The 16054-nt window shown below is 76.2% G+C and carries 12 protein-coding genes; 7 read left to right on the top strand and 5 right to left on the bottom strand.

Translation table 11 applies throughout. The features are described from left to right. The first annotated feature begins 181 nt into the window (after window positions 1-181). From cydB to BM051_RS20700, 4 genes are read left to right on the top strand one after another with little or no spacing between them, the layout of a single operon-like run. Window positions 182-1189 (top strand): cytochrome d ubiquinol oxidase subunit II, encoded by a 1008-nt coding sequence (gene cydB, locus BM051_RS20715; RefSeq protein WP_092532883.1) that lies wholly within the window; start codon window positions 182-184, stop codon window positions 1187-1189. Next, window positions 1186-4620, top strand: a complete 3435-nt coding sequence (cydD, locus tag BM051_RS20710; RefSeq protein WP_092532880.1) for a thiol reductant ABC exporter subunit CydD — start codon at window positions 1186-1188, stop codon at window positions 4618-4620. The genes cydB and cydD overlap by 4 nt, the downstream gene beginning before the upstream one ends. A gap of 25 nt (window positions 4621-4645) precedes the next feature. After that, the gene (locus BM051_RS20705; RefSeq protein ID WP_092533083.1) at window positions 4646-5791 is read left to right on the top strand and encodes a GAF domain-containing sensor histidine kinase; all 1146 of its coding nucleotides are present in this window, start codon (window positions 4646-4648) and stop codon (window positions 5789-5791) included. Between the two features lie 44 nt (window positions 5792-5835). Next, window positions 5836-8004, top strand: coding sequence for a hypothetical protein (locus BM051_RS20700; protein WP_092532877.1), 2169 nt, complete (start codon window positions 5836-5838; stop codon window positions 8002-8004). Here BM051_RS20700 and BM051_RS20695 read toward each other — a convergent pair. Both BM051_RS20695 and BM051_RS20690 read right to left on the bottom strand, forming a co-directional pair. Next, window positions 7982-9529: a hypothetical protein gene (locus tag BM051_RS20695; RefSeq protein WP_134046266.1), complete on the bottom strand. Its 1548-nt coding sequence runs from the start codon at window positions 9527-9529 to the stop codon at window positions 7982-7984. The two genes, BM051_RS20700 and BM051_RS20695, sit on opposite strands and share 23 nt — an antisense overlap. 95 nt (window positions 9530-9624) lie before the next feature. After that, window positions 9625-10269, bottom strand: coding sequence for a response regulator (locus BM051_RS20690; RefSeq protein WP_092532874.1), 645 nt, complete (start codon window positions 10267-10269; stop codon window positions 9625-9627). A gap of 207 nt (window positions 10270-10476) precedes the next feature. On the opposite strand from BM051_RS20690, the gene BM051_RS20685 reads away from it, so the two are divergent. The 3 genes from BM051_RS20685 (at window position 10477) to BM051_RS20675 (ending at window position 12412) form a co-directional block, all read left to right on the top strand. Continuing rightward, window positions 10477-10959, top strand: coding sequence for an excalibur calcium-binding domain-containing protein (locus BM051_RS20685; RefSeq protein WP_243859669.1), 483 nt, complete (start codon window positions 10477-10479; stop codon window positions 10957-10959). A gap of 14 nt (window positions 10960-10973) precedes the next feature. Next, a complete protein-coding gene (locus BM051_RS20680; RefSeq protein ID WP_424923299.1) occupies window positions 10974-11618 on the top strand; it encodes a class F sortase in 645 nt (214 codons plus the stop codon). 65 nt (window positions 11619-11683) lie between these two features. Then, window positions 11684-12412 carry a DUF427 domain-containing protein gene (locus BM051_RS20675; protein WP_092532868.1) on the top strand — a complete coding sequence of 243 codons (729 nt, stop codon included), beginning with the start codon at window positions 11684-11686 and terminating at the stop codon, window positions 12410-12412. 237 nt (window positions 12413-12649) lie between these two features. On the opposite strand, the gene BM051_RS20670 is transcribed toward BM051_RS20675, so the two are convergent. The 3 genes from BM051_RS20670 to BM051_RS20660 all read right to left on the bottom strand — a co-directional run bounded on the left by BM051_RS20670 (window position 12650) and on the right by BM051_RS20660 (window position 16022). Beyond that, a complete protein-coding gene (locus BM051_RS20670) occupies window positions 12650-15127 on the bottom strand; it encodes a helicase-associated domain-containing protein (RefSeq protein ID WP_092532865.1) in 2478 nt (825 codons plus the stop codon). Continuing rightward, window positions 15124-15615 carry a hypothetical protein gene (locus BM051_RS20665; RefSeq protein ID WP_092532862.1) on the bottom strand — a complete coding sequence of 164 codons (492 nt, stop codon included), beginning with the start codon at window positions 15613-15615 and terminating at the stop codon, window positions 15124-15126. The genes BM051_RS20670 and BM051_RS20665 overlap by 4 nt, the downstream gene beginning before the upstream one ends. 83 nt (window positions 15616-15698) lie before the next feature. Beyond that, window positions 15699-16022, bottom strand: coding sequence for a nucleotide pyrophosphohydrolase (locus tag BM051_RS20660; RefSeq protein WP_092532859.1), 324 nt, complete (start codon window positions 16020-16022; stop codon window positions 15699-15701). Window positions 16023-16054 lie beyond the last annotated feature (32 nt).

Here is a 16054-nt window from a genome sequence, read left to right as displayed (position 1 = left end):
GAGCCCGAATGAACCGAGTTCGCCGTGCCCACGTGACCCCGCCCTCCCCGGGGACGGCTGGCCGGCCAGCTTGTCGGGGCACGGGAGGCGTAGGGGGTGCTACCAGCAAGCTGTGGACAACTTCGGTGGTTGTCCACAGCTTGGGGGCAACCTGGCACCCGGGGACGGGAGGTGAGTGGTGATGGACCTGGCCACCGTGTGGTTCTGCCTCATCGCCGCGTTGTGGCTCGGGTACCTCTTCCTGGAGGGGTTCGACTTCGGCGTCGGCATGTTGCTGCCCGTGCTCGGCCGTGACGACACCGAGCGCCGCGTCATGGTCAACACCATCGGGCCGGTCTGGGACGGCAACGAGGTCTGGCTGATCGTCGCCGTCGGAGCGACGTTCGCGGCCTTCCCCGACTGGTACGCGGCCCTCTTCTCCGCCGCGTACCTGCCGGTCCTGCTCGTCCTGCTCGCGCTGATCGGCCGCGGCGTCGCCTTCGAATACCGCGGCAAGGTCGACTCCGCCCGCTGGCGCCGCGCCTGGGACCGGGTCATCGTGCTCGGCTCGGTGCTCCCGCCCCTCGGTGTCGGCATCCTGCTGGCCACCACGGTCACCGGCCTGCCCCTCGACGCCGCCGGCAACCGCGTCGGCTCCGCCTTCGCGTCCCTGCGCTGGGACACCCTGCTGGGCGGGCTCGCCGTCGCCGGCTTCTCCCTGGTGCACGGCGCCGCCTTCCTCGCGCTCAAGACCACCGGCCCGATCCGCGACCGGGCCCGCGACCTCGCGGTCCGGCTGCTCCCGGTCGCGCTGCTGCCGCTGGCGGCGCTGCTGCTGGTGGTGCAGGCCCGGCACGGTGCGCTGTGGACGTTCGGGAGCATGGCCGTGGCGTTCGGCGCGGCGGCTGTGGCCTGGCGCAGGCTCCGGGCCGACCGCGACGGCCAGGCCTTCGCCGCGCTCGGCGTGGTGATCGCCGCCGCGGCCGCCACCCTCTTCGGCGCCCTCTACCCGAACGTCCTCCCGTCCACGACGGACGCCACCTCGCTCACCGTGGCCGAGGCGGCCGCCAGCCCCTACACCCTCCAGGTCATCACCTGGGTCGCCGCGTTCGGCGCCCCCGCGGTGCTCGTCTACCAGAGCTGGACCTACTGGGTCTTCCGCCGCCGCATCGGCACCCGACACATTCCGAAGGCGCACGCCCCCCGATGAGCTTCCCCGCCCGCGCTCTCCTTCCCGCCACCGTGTCCACAGCGGACACAGCGCGGGCCGGGAAGGGCCCGCTCGGCGCGCTGCCCGCACTGTCCGCGGCGGCGCGCCGGGCGCTGGCCGCCACGGCCGGGCTGGCGCTGCTCAACGCGGCCGCGCTGGTCGCGCAGGCGTTCCTCCTGGCCCACCTCCTCGCCGGCATCGCCAGCACCGTCGACAGCGCCGCCACCGGGCGCCCCGACCTCGACCCCACCGCCGCGTTGCTCGCCGGCACGGTCGTCGCCAGGGCGGTGCTCACCTGGGCGTCGCGGACGGTCGCGGCCCGCGCCGCCGCCGACACCAAGGAGGAGCTGCGGGCCAAGGTGCTCGACCACGCGCTGCGGCTCGGCCCGGAGTGGATCGCCGCGCGCGGCCCCGGACAGCTCACCGCGCTCACGACGCGGGGCCTCGACGCGCTCGACGCCTACTTCACCGAGTACCTGCCCGCGCTGGTCACCGCCGCCGTCGTGCCGGTCGCCGCCGGCGCCGCCGTGCTGCTCGCCGACTGGCCCTCCGCCGTGGTCATCGCCGTGACCGTGCCGCTGCTGCCCGCCTTCGCGGTCCTGGTCGGCCGGTACACCGCCGACCGGATCACCGGGGCCACCGACGCCGCGCACCGCCTCTCCGGCCACCTGCTCGAGCTGGTCCGGGCGCTGCCGGTGCTGGCCGCGTTCCGCCGCGCCGAGGCGCAGGCCGAGACGGTCCGCCGCACCGCCGACCGACACCGCCGCGCGACGCTGGCCACCCTGCGCGTGGCGTTCACCTCCGCGTTCGTGCTGGAGCTGGCCGCCACCCTCGCCGTCGGCCTTGTCGCCGTGCTCGTCGGCGTCCGGCTGGTCTCCGGCGACCTCTCCCTCGCGGTGGGGCTCGGCGTGCTGATCCTCGCCCCCGAGTGCTACCAGCCACTGCGGGCCGTCGGCGCCGCGTTCCACGCCAGCCAGGACGGGGTGGAGGCGGTGCGCCGGGTCGCCGACGTCCTCGCCGAGCCGGTCCCGCGGCCCGGCACCGCGCGGCCGCGCCGGGGCGAGGTGCGGGTCGCGGGCCTGCGGGTGCGCCGCCGCGGCGCACCCGCCCCGGACGGTGAGTCGTTCGTCGCCCGCCCCGGCACCACGGTCCGGCTCGCCGCGCCCAGCGGCGCCGGCAAGTCCACCACGCTGGCCGTGCTGCTCGGCTTCGTCCGGCCGGACGCCGGCACGGTCACCGTCGCCGGCACCCCGCTCGCCGATCTCGACATGTCGACCTGGCGGGAGGCCCTCGCCTGGGTGCCGCAGTTCCCCGCGTTCACCGGCGGCACGGTCCGCGCCGAGCTGGAGCTGGCCGGCGCGCCCGAGGACGACGTGCGGGACCTCCTGGTCGAGCTGGACCTCCACCACCTCCGCGACGCCCCGGTACACCGGCTGTCCACCGGCCAGCGCCAGCGGGTGGCGGTCGCGCGGGCGCTGCTGCGGGTCCGGCGCGGCGCGTGGCTGCTGCTGCTCGACGAGCCGACCGCCCACCAGGACCCCGAGCACGCCCGCATGGTGCTCGCGGCGGTGCGGCGCGCCGAGCGGGCCGGTGCCGCGGTGGTGCTGGCCGCGCACCGGGCGGGACCGACCGGCGACGCCGGCGACGTGCCGGCGGCCCCGCGGCCCGGGGTGCCGCCGGAGGGCACCGGCGGCACCCCGGCCCGCGCTCCGTTGCCGTTGCGCGCCCTCCTCGACCGGCGGCTGCTGGCCGGGGCCGGGCTCGCCGCCGCCGCGCTGCTCGCCGGCCTCGCGCTCACCGCCACGTCCGGCTGGCTGATCGCGAAGGCCGCCCAGCAGCCGCCGATCCTCACCCTCACCGTCGCGGTGGTCGGGGTGCGCACGTTCGGGCTGGCCCGCGCGGCGCTGCGCTACGTCGAGCGCCTGGTCACCCACGACGGCGCCCTCCGGGTGGCCACCCGGCTGCGGGTGGGGTTGTGGCGGTCCCTCGTCCACCGCGGCCCGATCGCCGATCGGGGCGATGCCACCGCGCGCCGCCTCGTCGACGACGTCGACACCGTGCGCGACCTGCTGCCCAGGGTGCTCGCGCCGCCACTGGTGGCCGCGCTCGTGCTGGCGGGCGTCGGCGTCACCGCGGTGGCCGTGCTGCCCGCGGCCGGGCTCGCCGCCGGGGCACCGCTGCTGGCCGGCGCGCTGCTCGCGCCCGCGGTCGCGCTGGTCACGGAGCGGCGGGCCACCTCGGCGCTGGCCGAAGGGCGGCGCGAGGTGGCGGCCAGGGTGCTCGCGCTGCTCGACCAGGCCGCCGAGCTGCTTGCCTTCGGGGCGCACCGGCGCCACCGCGCGGACCTGGCCCGCGCCGACCGCGGGCTGGCCGCCACCGCCCGCCGCCGCGCGCTCGGCGCGGGCGCGGCCGACGCGGTGGTCGTCCTCGCCACCGGCGGTGCCATGCTCGCCGGCACGGCGACCGCCGCGGCCGCCGTCACCGCGGGCGCGCTGGACCCGACGCTCGTGCCGGTGCTCGGCCTGGTGCCGCTCGCGCTGGCGGAGGTCCTCGCCCTCCTGCCACCGGCCGCCGCGCACTGGGACACCCTGCGCCGCGCCCGCACCCGCCTCACCGACCTCGACCCCACGGTGAAACGCCATGAAGGTGGCCTTCATGGCGTGGGTGGGGAGGTGGAGCTGCGTGGGGTGGACGTTCGGTGGCCGGGGGCGAGCCGGGTGGTGCTGCGCGGTGTGGACCTGCGGGTTCCCGCCGGGAGCAGGGTGGCGGTGGTCGGGCCGTCCGGCGCCGGGAAGTCCACCCTGCTGGCGGTGCTGCTCGGGCTCCTCGACCCGGAGCGGGGTGAGGTGGTCCGCCCGGCGCGGGTGGCGTGGGCGCCACAGGAGCCGCGACTCGTCGCTACCACGGTCGCCGAGAACCTGCGCATGGCCGACCCGCACGTCACCGACGCCGAGCTGGTCGCCGCGCTGCGCGTCGCCGGGTTGCCCGACCTCCCGCTGGACATCCGGCTCGGCAGCGGCGGCGCCGGGCTGTCCGGCGGGCAGGCCCAGCGGGTCGCGCTCGCCCGCGCGGTGCTCGCCGCCGCCGACGGTGCGCTCGTCCTGCTCGACGAGCCCACCGCGCACCTGGACGAGCCGACCGCGCGGACCGTGCTCGCCCGGCTCGACGCGGCACTGGCCGGGCGCACGGTCCTGCACGTCACCCACCGCGCCGCCGAGGCGGCCGGCGCCGACCTCGTCGTCGAGGTCCGGGACGGCAGGGTCCGCAGCCTCCGGCCGGAGGAGTGGGTGGGCACGGGCCGGCGGCCGGACGGCGAGCCCGAGGCCGGGCCGGGAGAGGCGGCAGCCCGGTCGGCGCGGGCCGCCGGCCAGGCCCCCGCTCCCGAGACCGGCCGGGTGGCCCCAGGAGGGGCGGCGGCCCGGTCGGCCTAGTGTGGCGGTGTCGATGGAGCTGCCGATGGAACCCAGCCTCGCGGCGCGGGCGCTGTCCGCCGCCACCGAGATCACCACCGCGGCGCTGTCCGGCGACGACCCCGGCGCCGTGCTGGGCTCGGTCGTCCGCCGCGCCGCCGAGCTGGCCGGGGCCGACCTCGGGCTGGTCATGGTGCGCGCCGAGGACGGCACGGTCGCCGTGGAGGCCGCGCATCCGGCGACCACCGAGGGCCTGCTCGGGCTGGTGCTGCCGGCCGCGTCGGCCGCCGGCCAGGTCGCCCGCGGCGGCGGCCCGGTGGTCAGCGCCGACTTCACCACCGACCCGCGCACCTCCCCGTACGTGCCGCCCGAGCTGCGTGACTACGGCCCCTTCGCCGCCGCCCCGTTCGGCTCGGGAGGGCGGGTGCTCGGCGCGCTGACCGTGTACCGCGAGCGTGGAGCGGCCGCGTTCCCCGAGCCGACGGTCGAGGTGCTGGCCGCGTTCGCCGCGCAGGCCGGCGTGGTGCTCGCGCTGGCCGAGGGGGCCAACGCCCGGCAGCGGGTGTCGCTGTACCAGGAACGGGAGCGGATCGCCCGCGAGCTGCACGACGTGATCGTCCAGCGGCTCTACGCCGCCGGCATGCGGCTGGACCGGGTGCGCCGGCGGATGCGCAAGCGCTTCGCGCAGGCCGACGCCGCCCGGCTCGGCGAGGCGGTCGACCAGCTGGACGAGACGATCGGGGAGATTCGGGCGACCGTGCGGGCGCTGCGCTCGCCGGAGCCGGCGCGGGAGTCCCGCCCGGCCGCCGCGACCGACCTGGCCGAGTCGGCCCGCGGCGAGGTGCGCATCGCCGGCGAGCTGCTCGGCTTCCCGCCGACCCTGGAGCTCTCCGGGGAGTTGGCGGACATTCCGGCCGAGCGGGCCGACCACGTCCGCGCCGCGCTCCGCGAGGCACTGTCCAATGTGGTGCGACACTCCGGGGCGAGCGAGACCAGGGTGACCCTGCGCCGGGACGTCGAGGGGATCAAGCTGCGGGTGCGGGACAACGGGTGCGGCGTGCCGCGCGACGTGGCCCGCCGCGGCCTGCGGCACCTCGCCGAGCGGGCCGACGCCGCGGGCGGGAAGTTCTTCGTCAACTCCTCGCCCAGCCTCGGCACCCTGGTCGCCTTCGACCTCCCGCTCGACGGCTGACCGCGCTAGCGTGGCCCCACGTGCCGTGACGAGGGGAGCACAGCGTGTGGGAGGTCGTCCTGGGGGAGGTCGCGAAGTCGCTCGCGGCGGGGGCCACCCTGCGCGGCGCCGGCCGGCTCCGCGAGGCCGTGGCTCGACGGCTCGCCCGGCGGCGCCGGGCGGAGGACGTCGCCGCGCTGCTCGCCGATCCGGAGCGGCTCGAGCGGGCGCTGCGCGAGCTGGTCGAGGCCGAGCCGGAGGTCGGCGCCGAGCTGGCCGGGCTGCTCGGCGAGCTGACCGGAGGGCCACCGCGCGCAACCCGGCCGGCCGCGCCCGCCGCCCCGGTGCCGTTCGTCGACCGGGACGCGGAGCGCGCCGCCCTCGCCGGCGCCGGCCGGAAGCTACTCGTCGGCCAGCACGGTGCCGGCAAGACCGCGCTGGTCTGCGCGGTGGCGCACGACCTCGCGTCCCGGTGGCCCGACGGGCAGGTCTACGTCGACCTCGCCGAATGGCGGGACGGCAACCACCTGCGCCAGCCCGAGGTCGTCGCGCACGTGCTCACCCAGCTCGGTGTCGAGCCCGGCCTGCTCGCCGGCGGCACCGCGGACCTGTGGGCGCAGTACCGCGCGGTGACCGCGCGCCGGCGGTTCCTGCTCGCCCTGGACAACGCGCGGAGCCTTGCCGACGTGCACGCGCTGCTCCCGCCGTCGCCGGCCAGCCTGGTGCTGGTCACCGCCGTCCGCGCGGGTGACCTCGCGGCCGAGCTGCCCGGACCGGTCCCGGTGGGCGCGCTGAATCCGGTCGCCGCGCTCGACCTGCTGGAGGCGCTGGCCGGACCGCACGTCGTGGCCGCCGAGCGGGTCGCCGCGGAGCGGCTCGCCGAGCTGTGTGAGCGGATGCCGGTGGCGTTGCGGTTCGCCGGCGAGCGGGTGCGCACGCGGGCCAGGATCGTCGCGGAACCGGTGGCGGCCGTGCTCGCCGAGCTGCGCACCGCCGGCGCGCTCGGCGCGGTCGACGCCGTGCGCGTGACGTACGAGCGCACCAGGTCCGAGCTGCCTGCTCCGGCCGCCGAGCTGTGCGGCCTGCTCGCCGAGCACCCCGGGCCGGACTTCACCGTGGTCGGCGCGAGCTCGCTGCTCGGTCGGCCCGCCGAGGCCGCGTTCGCCGAGCTGGCCGACGCCCAGCTGCTCGTGCCGACCCGGCCCGGCCGGTACCGGCTGCACCATCTCGTGCGGGAGGTCGCCGCCAGGCCCACTCCGGACGTGGCCGCCGCGGACCGGCTGCTCCGCCACTACCGCGACCGGGCGGTGGCCGCCGACCTCGAGCTGGGCACCGACCGGCTGCGCCGCTACCTGGTGCCGGAGGTCGAGGAGTTCACAGGTTCGTCCCCACTGGACTGGTTGGACGACGAGCGCGAGGTTCTCGCCGCGCTGGTGCGGGAGGCGTGCCTGCGCGGCCGGGACGTCGAGGTGGTCCAACTCTGCGGAGCGCTGGAACGGTTGCAGGTCGCCCGTGGCCATCATCGGTTGTTCGCGGATCTCTACCGGTGGGGCCTGCGCGCCGCCGAGCGGCTCGGCACGCCGGCCGTCTCCGCCCGGCTGCACGGGATGCTCGGCCGCACGCACGTCCTGCTGGGCGAGTACGAGCGGGCGCGGGAGCAGCTGGACCGGGCGCTGGAGCTGGTGGCCGGCCTCGACGACCCGGAGCTGGCGTCGTCCACACTGGAGTTCCGCGCGCGATGGCACGAGGAGCGCGGCGAGCTCGCCGCGGCGGTCGCGGCGCTGCGGGAGGCGGTGCGGCTGGACCGCACGCTGGGCGAGGCCGGTCGCCGCGCGCTCGGCCTGCACCTGCGGATGTTGGCCAACGTGCTGGTGAAGGTGGGCCGGCCGAGGTCGGCGCTGGACCTGCTGCCCGAGGCGTGGGCCAACACCCCGCCGAGGGAACTCCGCAACCAGTCACGGGTGCGGCTGGTGCAGGCCAAGGCGCACACCGCGCTCGGGGCGTACCCGGAGGCCGACGCCGCGCTGCGCGAGGCCTGGCGGCTGGTGGGGGAGGCCGGGGCCACCCAGTACGCGGTGGAGCTGCACGAGGTCTCGGGCACGCTCGCTCATGCTCGCGGCGACCTGGCCGGCGCCCGGTGGCACTGGTCGGCCGCGTGGGAGCTGCTGTGGTGGGCCGGTCATCCGCGGGAGACCGTGTTCCGCGACTGGCTCAGCCGGATGGGGCCGAGCTGACCTCGACCCTGGTCGCGCCGACGCGCAGCGCCGCCGGCACGTCCGGATCGACCTGCCGGAGGTAGGCGAACGAGGCCAGCAGGAGCGGGTCGATCCCGGGCGCGGAGAGCCGACGCGGCTCACCGCCGCGTGGGCACACCAGGCAGGTGCCGTCCCCAGCGACCGCCGCGGCGATCCTGACCACCGGCCGGCGGTGCAGCACCTCCATCGCCCACCTCGGGAAGTCCGTGGGGGCGGGCTCGGTGTACACCACCGAGGCGGCGTCCAGCTCGCGCAGCTCGGCCAGCTCGGCGTGTGCCACGGTGTGCCGGTAGGACAGTTCACCGTGGACATCCACGGCGGCGGGGAAGCGCTCCAACGCCACGACGTCGCCGTCGACCCGGCCGCCGACCACGAACGCGGCGACCTCGGCCGGCTCCACCACGGGCTCCGGCACCGCCGGGAACGCGGGCGCCACCGGCGGGGTGAGCCGCAGCCACCGGTACAGCAGCTCGGTGAGCAGCGCCGCCGACCGCCCTGGCCGGTGCACCGCCCGCCGCAGGATCTCCGCGTGCGCACCGGGCCGGTGCCCGTCCACGACCTCGTCGATCCGCGCGCGGAGGTCGTCACCGGGGCCGAGCGCGGGCGCCGTGGCGGCCAGTGCCGCGAGCGGCGACCCGGGCACCGTGCTGCCGCCGCGCGCGCCGAGCAGCACCGGCTCGTCCACCGCCGCGGCGTACAGCGCGGCCGACCCGGTGTCCGTGACGACACAGTCGGCGGCCAGCAGCGCGGCCTGCCAGCCCCGCTCCGGCGGGACCAGCACGAGCCCGGCGCGACGGGCGTCGGTCAACCAGCCACGCACCTGCCACGGCCCGTGCGCCGCCCAGATGCCCGGGTGCAGCACCGCCGCGACCTGGTAGGAGTCCAGTGGCAGCCGGCCGAGCAACGCGGCCGGCAGCTCGGGCCAGCTGCCGAGCAGCGACTCCGGGCCCCAGGTCGACGCCAGCACCACCAGCGCGCGGTCGCCGGTGCCGAGCGCCCTGCGGTAGCGGGCGGTGCGGTGCGCGCTGGCGAGCATCCGGTCGTGGCAGGGGTCGCCGACCACCACCGCGCGCGGCACGGCTGGCGGGCACGCGGCCCGCAGCTGCTCGGCCTGCTCGGGGTGGGACAGCGCGATCGCCGCCGGCACCACCCGGCCGGCGTGGACCAGCCGGTCCGGATCCATCCCGGACGTGACCCGGCTGCCCGGGTAGTGCTTCTGGTAGCCGAGACCGTGCGGCACGAGCAGCACCGGGCCGGGCAGCTCGTGCAGGTCGTCGTTCTCGCTCGCGGCGAGCACCAGGTCGACCGGGGCCTTCGTGGCCTGCTCCCACGGGATCACCGGGGCGCCCAGCGCGCGCAGCAGGTCGGGCACGCCGGCGGCGAAGATCGCCCGGTTGCCCTCGGCGTGGGTGAACACCACCTGGACCCGCCGGTCGCGTTCCAGCAGCGCGAGGATGTCCAGCAGCCGGGTCAGCGTGGTGACCGTGCGGACGACCACCAGCACGGTGCGGGCGAAGCCGACCGTGTTCCAGTGCCGGTACCGCTGGTCGACCGGAACCTTGCGCCAGTTCGAACGGGGGGGGGGTTGGCGGTTCCGGGTCAGCCGCCACGCGGGCTCCCCCGGCGCGCCACCCACGCCGCGGCCTGGGTGCGGCGTTGCATGCCGAGCTTGGCCAGCACCGAGGTGACGTGGTTCTTCACCGTCTTCTCGGCGAGGAACAGCCGCTCGGCGATCTCCCGATTGGACAGTCCCTGACCGATGAGGTCGAGCACCTCCCGCTCGCGCTCGGTGAGCGCGGCCAGCTCGTCCTCCGGCGGGTGGCGCAGGCTCTCCAGCACCCGCGCGGTGCTCACCGGGTCCAGCAGCGAGCGCCCGGCGGCGACCTCGCGCACGGCCTTCACCACGTCCTGGCCGCGGACCTGCTTGAGCAGGTAGCCGGAGGCCCCGGACATGATCGCGCCGACCACGGCCTCCTCGTCGTCGAACGCGGTGAGCACCAGGCAGCGCGGCGGGTTCGGCAAGGACCGCAGCTCGCGGCACAGCGCGATGCCGTCCCGCTCGCCCTCGCCGAGCCGCACGTCCACCACGGCCACGTCCGGCTCCACGTGCACGGCCACGGCCAACGCCTCGTCCGCGCCGCTCGCCTCGGCGACGACCTCGATGTCCGGCTCGTCACCGAGCAGGTCCCGCAGCCCGCGCCGGACGACCTCGTGGTCGTCCACGAGCAGCACCTGGATGGCCATACCCGAAGCGTACGGGGCGGATCGGGAACGCCCAACCAGGACCGACCTTTTCTCGTTGCCAAATGCCGGCGATTTTCTTTGTGATCGGCGTAACACCTACTTTCGTAGGGTCGATAAGGAAGCCGGTACCGCCGGAGAAAGCGCTCCGGCGCGGGTTCCCCTGTGCGGAGAGGTGTGTTTTCCATGTCATTGTCCCGTCGTTTTGTCGTGTCCATTTCCGCCGTCCTGCTGGCCGGTTCGGCGTTCACCGGCTCCGCGCTCGGGCAAACCGGGGAGGTCGCGCGGGACTACGACTGCGCGAACTTTGCGACCCAGGCGGAGGCGCAGGCGGTGCTGGACGTCGACCGGTCCGACCCGCACCGGCTGGACGGGGACGGCGACGGTTACGCGTGCGAGTCCCGGTTCGGTCCGCCCGCCCCGCCGCAGGCGCCGCCGGCCGACCCGCAACCAGCCGCCCCGGAGCCGGCGAAGCCCGCCGCGCCGGCCCGCGCCGGCCAGGACAAGGACTGCCGGCACTTCGCGACGCAGGCGCAGGCGCAGGCGGTGCTGGACGCCGACCGGTCTGACCCGCACCGGCTGGACGGGGACGGCGACGGTTACGCGTGCGAGTCTCGGTTCGGCGGGCCGGGCAAGCAGCAGGTCCGGGTGCGCCCCTCCGGTGGCGTCGACACCGGCGGTGACGGGCGCTGACCTCGGTGACGACACTGCTGGCGCGGCCGGCGCGGCGGCTCACCCGCCGCGGCCTGGCGGGCGTCGCGGTCCTGGTGTTGGCGGGGTGTGCCGGCCCACCGGTCACCCCGCCGCCGGGCCCGTCGTCCCCGAGCGTGCCGGCCGCCAGCGCGCTGGCTACGGACGCCTCGCCCGAGCCGGACACGGCCTCCCCGCTGCCGCCGGCCCGGCCGGCGTGGCTGGAGATCTCGGCGATCGGGGTGCGCACCGGCGAGGTCGTCGACCTCGGCTTCCAGCCGGACGGCAGCCTCGAGGTGCCGGCGGACGCCGAGACGGCCGGCTGGTTCACCGAGAGCCCCGCTCCCGGGGAGGTCGGGCCGGCCGTCATCGCCGGTCACGTCGACTACCGGAAGGTGCCCGGGGTGTTCCACCGGCTGGCCGAGCTGCCGCGGGGCGCCGTGGTCACCGTGCACCGCGTCGACGGGTGGTCGGTGGAGTTCACCGTCGACCGCGTGGAGCGGTACCCGAAGGCCGCGTTCCCGACCGAACGGGTCTACGGCAACACCGAAGGCCCGGAACTGCGCCTGATCACCTGCGGCGGCGTGTTCGACCGGGCGTCCGGGGAATACGTCGACAACGTGGTCGCCTACGCCTCGATGGTCCGCACCGTTCGCCGATGACCGCCGCGCGGAATCGTCCGGGAATCCGCAGGAATCTCGGCGGGCGATCCGGTGTTGGCCTGGACATGAGCGAACGTGGACGGGTGCGGACGGAACCAGGAGCGAAGCGGGTGCGGGCGGTGTTCGCCGGAACGGTGGTGGCGGACACCACCCGGCCGCTGCTGGTGTGGGAGGTGCCCTACTACCCGACGTACTACTTCCCACGGGCGGACGTGCGGACCGACCTGATCGCCCCGAGCGAGCGGACCCAGCACTCCCCGAGCCGCGGTGACGGCCGGCTCGGCACGCTGCGGGTGGGCGAGCGGGAGGCGCCGGACGCGGTGCTGGAGTACGCCGAGTCGCCGATCGAGGAGCTGCGCGACCACGTCCGGCTCGACTGGGCCGCGATGGACGCCTGGTTCGAGGAGGACGAGGAGGTGTTCACCCACCCGCGAGACCCGCACGTCCGGGTGGACATCCTGGCCAGCTCCCGGCACGTGCGGGTGGAGGTCGCCGGGGTGACGGTCGCCGAGTCGCGCCGCCCGACCGTGCTGTTCGAGACCGGCCTGCCGCCCCGCTACTACCTGCCGAAGCTGGACGTCCGGCTCGACCTGCTGGAGCACACCGACACGGTGACGCACTGCCCGTACAAGGGCGCCGCCGAGTACTGGTCGGTCCGCGCCGGCGACGAGGTGGTCACCGACCTCGCGTGGTCCTACCGGACACCGTTGCCGGAGAGCGAGAAGATCACCGGCCTGGTCGCGTTCCCGCATGAGAAGGCCGACGTCTACGTGGACGGCTCGCTGTTGAGGTGACCCAGCCCGTCGGGCTGGTGGCGTCGAAGCCGAGACACCTTCCGTCCTCAGCGTGGCGCCGCCAGCCCCGACCCGGAGGAGGTCCGGCTGTTGGCCGACGCCCTCGGCCGCGCCGGCGGGCAAGGCCAGTGAGGACCGGGGACCTGGCCGGCCGCTGGTGTCCCGCGCCCGGAACGGCCGGGAACCTCTGGCCACGGTCGAACCAGCACGTACTCGACGGATTTCGGGCGCAGGACACTAGCGCCCTGGTCTGTCGTGCCATTCGGTGAGCAGGCGCTCGGCGTGCGCGCGGGGGCTGGGCACGCTGACCGCCGGCTCCGGCTCCGGCTCGGCGACCCGGGCCAGCGCCGGCTCGGCGATCACCAGCGCGCCGTCGACGTCGCGCCGCACCGGGGCGAACCCGGCTCGCCGGAGCCGGCGGAGCACGGTGTCGGGGTCGACGGTGGCGACCAGCACGGTCGGCGCCACCCGGCGCAGGCCCAGCGCGCCGGCCGCCTTGTGCCCGGCGATCTCGGTTACCACGGCCTCGTCCTCGCCCACGACCACGCCGGCGACCCCGATGACGGCCACCTCGCCGTGTCGGCGCGCGACGTCGTTGATCAGGTACACCAGCGGTTGCGGCAGCTCGTCCCGGGCCACCGCGGCCAGCTCGTCGAGCAGCATCGGGGCGGTGGTGCCCCGGTCGAACGCCCGCCGCACGCTGGCCCGGCTGAACCGCCAGGTGGTGGCCGCGCCCTGGGACTCCCGGTCGGCGACGCTGTCCAGCAGCGCGGCGAGCTGGACGTCCGGGGCGCCGGCGACGACCGCGGTGAGGTCGGCGCCGAACAGCGCCGTCTTCCCGGCGCCGGTGAGCAGCCGATCGACGATCCCGGTCAGCTCCGGCGCGGCCGGGTCGAGCCGCGGCCCCGCGGCGACCATGGCGTAGGCCAGCTCCCCCGGCGCGCCGTCCGCGACGACGCCGAGCAGCTCCGCCTCGGCCAGGCTGCCGCGGACCAGGGCGTCCGCCGCGCTGGCGGGCACCGCGGGCACGGCCCACCGGGCCAGTTCGAGCAGCGCCTTCTCGTCGGCGAGGCCGGACCCGGGTTCGAGGTGGCAGAGCAGCCGCAGGGTCAGCTGCCGCAGGTGCCGGACGGCGGCGGCGCCGAGGCCGCGCACCGCGTGCTCGTCGGCGAGCGGGCTGGCGTCCAGCGTCCACCACGCGCCGAGCAGGGTGCGGAACAGCGCGGCCGAGCCGGCGCTGCGCAGTCGGGCGGCCCGCTCCGCCGGCACCACGCCGAGGTCCGGCGGCGGCGGGATCGGGCGGGCCCGGGTGGGCGGCTCGGGCTCCAGCTCGCGGACGGTCAGCAGCGAGGTCGCGGTCGCGAGGTCCAGGACGAGGCGGACCTCCGCCGGTGTCGCCCCGATGTCCCTGGCCAGCCGCTTGACGACACGGGGGCCGATGTCGGCGCGGTAGCGCAGCGTCGGCAGCGGCTCGGTGGCGGCGGCGTCGAGCACGCTGTGGACCCGGTCCACCAGGCGCAGCGCGGCGGCCGAGGTCCGGACCGCGACGTCGGCCGGGTCGGCCGGGTTCATCGACAACTCGGGTGGGGCCGGGTCGAGCGGCAGCCGGAGCTCCGGGCCGCGCAGGGTCACCGCCACCTCGAGCGGCAGCACCACCTCGCCGGTGGGGAGGGTCCACAGCAGGGCGTGCCGCAGGGCCCACTCGGCCGGCTCGCCGGATCGCCGCTCGACCGGGACGGTGGGTCCGTGCCGGGCGGTGTCGTTGAGCAGCTCGACCGTTCCCTCGGGGGCGCCGGCCAGCAGCTCGCGGACGTGGCCGGGGTCGCGGAGCACGCCGAGGATCACGTCGACGAGCTGGGGCTTGCGGACGCCGCCGGACAGGCCGAGGGTGGCGCGCAGCCGCTTGAGCTCGGCGATGGTGGCCTGTGGCAGCAGCTCGGCCAGCGAGGCGCCGAGGCCGTAGGTGCGGTACTCGTCGCCGCGCAGCGGTTCCGGGAGGTGGATGGCGCCGGAGGGGTCCGGCCAGGCCAGCGCCAGGCCGGCGAGGAAGTCCAGCACCGCCCGCGGGTCGGCGTCGCCGGCCAGCCAACCGGCCAGCGTCGCCGGCGGGACGCCCTGCTCGTGGCCGAGCGCGTAGCCGAGCTGCAACGCGCGCAGCAGCTGGACGCCGGGCGTGCCCACCAGCAGGCGGGCGGCGCGCACCGACTCGGCCGAGGACAGCCGCTCGGCGAGCTCGTCCAGCCGGCGCGGCGGGGAAGGCTCGAGGACGTCCGGCCGGGCGGTGAGGATCCGCTCGAGCCGCTCGGGATTCAGCCCGGCGAGCCAGTCGAGCAGGGTCGGGTCGAACTCGGGTTCGTCGAGTAGCCACATGCGGTGTCCTCCCGGTCGGCCGGGCCCGGCGGTAGTCGAGGGTATCGAGTCCGTCACCCACCGTCGGGGAGCGGGTTGCCGGGCGGGCACCGACCGGCTCAGGAGGCCATGGTTCGAGGAACCGCCTCGTCTCCGGATCTGTGGAGTACACGCACACCCGCCGCCCAGCACGACCACGACCGTCTGCCGCCGCGCCACCCTGGCTCGTTCCACGGCCCGCAGCACCGACTGGTAGGCCACCTGCTGCTCGTCGAGCAGCACGAACTGCTCGCGTTCCCGGATCTCCCTGCTCGCCCGGTTCAGCAGCGGTTTGGCCGGGGCGTGCCGGAAACCTTGGAACGTCACCGACGAGTTCCTCGTCCGGCGGCATCCCGTTCCCCCGCGGGGTCGAGCAGGGCGCGGAGGTGGGCGAGCAGCTCCGCCTTCTCGTCCATCGTGTACAGCCGGGCGAACTGGCTCGGGGTGTACCGCCGCAGCGAGGGCACCCGGTCGCCGAGCGAGTTGTGCAGGTAGGCGATCCCGTGCACGGCGTGGGGACGGTCCTCCAGCGCGGGTGTCTCGTCGACGACGTACTCGCAGTACCGGCGGACCTGCTCGGCGGGGTGCAACACGGGTTGGGTGTGCGCGTCGAGCAGCACCAGGTCGGCGGCGAGCAGCTCGGCGTGCGACCACTGCTTGAGCTCGACCATGACGAAGGTGGACTCGCCGGTGCACGGATGGGTCCCACACAGGACGACGTCGACCCGCATGGGGCTGTGCGGCAGCTTGTGCTCCAGCAGGACCTCGACGTGCCCGAGGCCGGCGTCGACCAGATCGGCGAGGAACACCGGCACGCAGGTATCCACGTGCGGGTGGGGGCAGCGACGAAGTGGCTACTTCGGTGCCCGTCGGGCCGCGACCGCCGAGGTTAGCGGAACTACCCGACGGATTCGGGCGGGAAGCGGTGCTCGTTGCGGTCGATCTTGGCCTCGGCGGCGGCCAGCAGGTCCACCCCGAGGACGTCGGCCAGCCGAACCAGGTAGAGGAGCACGTCGGCGAGCTCGTCACGGACGTCGTGCGCGGTCCCGGGGTCGTCGAGCACCGCGGCGGACTCCTCGGGGGTGAGCCACTGGAACAGCTCGGTCAGCTCACCCACCTCGCCGGACAGCGCCATCACGAGGTTCTTCGGCGTGTGGAACGGCTCCCAGTTCCGGGCGGCGGCGAAGTCGCGCAGCCGCAGGGCGAGGTCGTCGAGTGTCACCGGAACTGCCTACCACGAGCGCCCGGGACGGG

It is taken from the genome of Amycolatopsis arida (genome assembly GCF_900115565.1).
In the GTDB taxonomy this organism is placed as follows: domain Bacteria; phylum Actinomycetota; class Actinomycetes; order Mycobacteriales; family Pseudonocardiaceae; genus Yuhushiella; species Yuhushiella arida.
Note: the sequence above shows the minus strand (reverse complement) of the source record. Positions and strands in the feature narration are given on the sequence as shown.

Coding starts and splice junctions, on each gene's coding strand:
- BM051_RS20690 (WP_092532874.1), bottom strand. CDS start 10,269: ATGGCCATCCAGGTGCTGCTCGTGGACGACCACGAGGTCGTCCGGCGC.
- BM051_RS20705 (WP_092533083.1), top strand. CDS start 4,646: ATGGAACCCAGCCTCGCGGCGCGGGCGCTGTCCGCCGCCACCGAGATC.
- BM051_RS20675 (WP_092532868.1), top strand. CDS start 11,684: ATGAGCGAACGTGGACGGGTGCGGACGGAACCAGGAGCGAAGCGGGTG.
- cydB (WP_092532883.1), top strand. CDS start 182: ATGGACCTGGCCACCGTGTGGTTCTGCCTCATCGCCGCGTTGTGGCTC.
- cydD (WP_092532880.1), top strand. CDS start 1,186: ATGAGCTTCCCCGCCCGCGCTCTCCTTCCCGCCACCGTGTCCACAGCG.